Genomic DNA, 2,281 nt, shown 5'->3' with positions numbered 1-2,281 from the left:
CAGCGCCAGAGCCGCCACGGCCGCGGCGCCCAGCATGGAGTGAGTGAAGCGCATATTTCCCCCTTGTGTACTTAGGAGTTCATTACTCCTGCCTTATGTGACGGGCGTGGCCTGCGAATGGTTGTGCCGGAGTTACCGGCATTTCCGGTCACAACTGGCCCTGCAATTGGCTGAGTTGAAGCGCAACCGGAGGGCTTCCTCATGGCCGCGTCGGGGGAGCGGTCATCCGCCCGCGGCGTCCTCGGCCTCCCAGCGCAGCAGGTCGCCCGGCTGGCACTCGAGCACCTCGCAGAGCGCGGCGAGCGTCGCGAAGCGCACCGCCCGCGCGCGGCCGTTCTTGAGCACCGCGAGGTTGGCGGGGGTGATCCCTATGCGGTCCGCCAGTTCGCCCACGGACATCTTGCGCTTGGCCAGCATCACGTCGATGTCGACGGAGATCGGCATCAGATCACCTCGTCCAACTCGGCCTGCATCCGCACCGCTTCGACGTCGCGTGCGACGGCCTGGGCGAGCAGCATCCGCAGCACGAGCACGATGAGCGCGATCCCGAGGATGCCCACCCCGATCCCGCCCATGATGAGGGTGACGCCAGGGTCGTCCCGCTGGCCGGGCGCGTTGACAGCCGTCACCGCGAACCACAGCAGGGCGGCCGCGACGATCGCGCCGATCACTCCGTCCACGTACCGGAAGGCGGAGTGGGAGAACACGGTTCCGCGACGCACCATCGTCACCAGCCGCCAGACGCAGACCAGCGCGACCTGGACCGTCGCCATGCCGAGCATCGTGATCACGCGCAGCGGGGTCAGGGGGAGGGACCCGTCCTCCGGGTCGGTGGCCAGTGCCCACACCATCGACGCCTGTACGAACAAGGTGCCGGCGAGCACCACCACGAGCACGGCGCGCAGCGCGCCCACCGTCAGTCTTCCCACAGCCTGTCCTTCCATCGAGTTACGATGGAAATCTATCGATATTCGATAGGCGAAGCAAGGGTTGCGGGCGAGCGGAGGACGATTGCGGATCGTGGTGCGAGGCGGCGGCACCGCACGGGCTCCCTGGGGCGACGCTTGCGTTGGAGTGCGCTCCAGGGCGTAGCGTCACGGACGTCGCGACACACGAAACCCAGGCGAGCCGAAGCTCTCACAGGATGCCGAGCGGTGGAATCCATCGCTAGATGGATGAGGGCGTGGGCCTCGTGGCGGTCCGAACGACGAACGACGAACGAGTATGCAGGGAAAGGCTGGGATACGACATGCAGAAGCGCAGTCTGCGGGACCTCCAGGTATCGGCCGTCGGCCTGGGGTGCATGGGCATGTCCGCCTTCTACGGATCCACCGATCACGCGGAGGGGATCGCGACCGTCCGGCGCGGCCTGGAGCTCGGGGTGAACTTCCTCGACACCGCGCAGATGTACGGTCCGCTCACCAACGAGTCACTCGTCGGCGAAGCGATCCGGGGGCATCGCGAGGAGTATGTGATCGCGACGAAGTTCAACTACCGGATGGACAACGCCGTACCCGGCGACATCAGCACGGTCGGCCCGCAGGACGGTTCGGCCGAGCATGTCCGGAGCTCGGTCCACGGTTCCCTGGAGCGGCTGGGCACCGACCACATCGACCTCTACTACCAGCACCGGGTCGACCCGAACGTCCCCATCGAGGAGACGGTCGGCGCGCTGGCCGAGCTGGTCGCCGAGGGGAAGGTCCGGTACATCGGCCTGAGCGAGGCGAGCGCGGAGACCATCCGGCGTGCCCACGCCGTGCACCCGGTCACCGCGGTGCAGAGCGAGTACTCGCTGTGGTCGCGGGACGTGGAGGCCGAGGTGCTGCCCGCCTGCCGTGAGCTGGGCATCGGTTTCGTCCCCTACTCGCCGCTCGGCCGCGGCTTCCTCGCCGGGCGGTTCGCCTCGCTGGACGAGCTGGACGAGAACGACTGGCGCCGCGAGAACCCGCGCTTCCAGGAAGCCAACCTGAAGGCGAACCTGCGGCTGGCGGAGAAGGTCAAGGAGATCGCCGCCGAGAAGGAGGTGACTCCGGCCCAGCTGGCCATCGCGTGGGTGCTGGCGCAGGGCGAGGACCTGGTGCCGATCCCGGGCACCAAGCGCCGCACCTACCTCGAGCAGAACGCCGCCGCGACCGCCATCGCGCTGACCGGGGACGACCTGGCCCGCATCGACGCGGAGCTGCCCGAGGCGGCGGGTCAGCGATACGACGAGGCAGGGATGCGCAGCGTCAATCGCTAGCGCCGCGACCGGACGGGTTCACCGCGGGACCGGAACCAACCG

3 protein-coding genes are annotated in these 2,281 nt (G+C 68.3%); 1 reads left to right on the top strand and 2 read right to left on the bottom strand.

Annotation, left to right across the window (positions count from 1 at the left end):
- Window positions 1-222: 222 nt before the first annotated feature.
- Together ABT300_RS43350 and ABT300_RS43345 are read right to left on the bottom strand one after the other, a co-directional pair.
- Window positions 223-444, bottom strand: a complete 222-nt coding sequence (locus ABT300_RS43350) for a helix-turn-helix domain-containing protein (protein WP_351688496.1) — start codon at window positions 442-444, stop codon at window positions 223-225.
- Window positions 444-929, bottom strand: coding sequence for a DUF2975 domain-containing protein (locus tag ABT300_RS43345; protein WP_351688493.1), 486 nt, complete (start codon window positions 927-929; stop codon window positions 444-446). Before ABT300_RS43345 ends, ABT300_RS43350 begins: the two co-directional genes overlap by 1 nt.
- A 320-nt stretch (window positions 930-1,249) precedes the next feature.
- Here ABT300_RS43345 and ABT300_RS43340 point away from each other — a divergent pair, with 320 nt between their 5' ends.
- Complete coding sequence (locus tag ABT300_RS43340; RefSeq protein WP_351688490.1) at window positions 1,250-2,239, top strand: aldo/keto reductase; 990 nt, start codon at window positions 1,250-1,252, stop codon at window positions 2,237-2,239.
- The last annotated feature ends 42 nt before the right edge of the window (window positions 2,240-2,281 follow it).

Origin of the sequence: Streptomyces sp. NPDC001027 (assembly GCF_040299045.1) — a bacterium.
Lineage (GTDB): Bacteria > Actinomycetota > Actinomycetes > Streptomycetales > Streptomycetaceae > Streptomyces.
This window is presented reverse-complemented; position numbering and strand designations above follow the sequence as displayed.

What these genes read in the sequence shown, in the direction of transcription:
- ABT300_RS43340 (WP_351688490.1), top strand. Translation starts at nt 1,250, where the DNA reads ATGCAGAAGCGCAGTCTGCGGGACCTCCAGGTATCGGCCGTCGGCCTG.
- ABT300_RS43350 (WP_351688496.1), bottom strand. Translation starts at nt 444, where the DNA reads ATGCCGATCTCCGTCGACATCGACGTGATGCTGGCCAAGCGCAAGATG.